1 protein-coding gene is annotated in these 887 nt (G+C 44.3%); it reads left to right on the top strand.

The window, feature by feature from the left end:
• Window positions 1-75 precede the first annotated feature (75 nt).
• Window positions 76-887: ISNCY family transposase (locus BEN26_RS13825; RefSeq protein WP_181482310.1), on the top strand; the 812-nt coding region annotated here is incomplete at its 3' end.

Below are 887 nucleotides of genomic sequence, written 5' to 3'. Positions count from 1 at the left end.
TTGTTATTGTTCTGTGATATTGTCATGTTATAACTGTTCAGAGAAAATGTCACTATGGGACAGGAGAAGATTACATTGACAAAAGCAGAACTCAAAAAAGTATTGGTCATTGAAAAGCTTGTTTCTCGTCAAATTAAAGTGGAGGAAGCTGCAACCCTACTGCAACTTTCTACCCGACAGGTTTTGCGCCTTAAAAAAACCTATCTTAAGGAAGGAGCTGAAGGCATTGCCCATAAAAATCGAGGGCGTAAACCTGTTCATGCGATTGCAGATTCAATCAAGGATCAAGTCGCTTCGTTGTATCAAAACACCTACCATGGCTGTAATAACTGTCATTTTGCCGAACTATTGCAGGAACATGAATCCTTGACTCTTAGTGTGTCTACTGTTCGCCGCATTCTCTTGGAGAAAGGACTGAAGCAAGTAAAACAACGACGCCGAGGAAGTATTCATCGTCCCCGCAACCGCAAGCCCCAAGCCGGGATGCTTTGGCAGATTGATGCCAGTGCTTATGCCTGGCTAGAGGATAGAGGGCCCAAACTTACATTGCATGCCGCAATTGACGATGCTACCGGAATAGTTGTTGGTGCTGTTTTCCGTCCTACAGAAACTCAAGAGGGTTATTTCACCGTTATGCAACAAGCTATTGAGCAATATGGCCTTCCACTTGGTTTGTACAGCGATCGGCATACGATCTTCCGATCTCCCAAGGAATCGTTAACGGTGGAGCAGGAATTAGCGGGTGAAATCAAGCCGTTATCGCAATTTGGTAAGGTAATGGCTGAACTCGGTATAACTCATATCAAAGCAATGACCCCGCAAGCCAAAGGGCGTATTGAACGTCTTTGGGGTACTTTTCAAGACCGTTTAGTTATCGAACTTCGATT

Source organism: Tepidibacillus sp. HK-1 (assembly GCF_001748485.2).
In the GTDB taxonomy this organism is placed as follows: domain Bacteria; phylum Bacillota; class Bacilli; order Tepidibacillales; family Tepidibacillaceae; genus Tepidibacillus_B; species Tepidibacillus_B infernus.
Note: the sequence above shows the minus strand (reverse complement) of the source record. Positions and strands in the feature narration are given on the sequence as shown.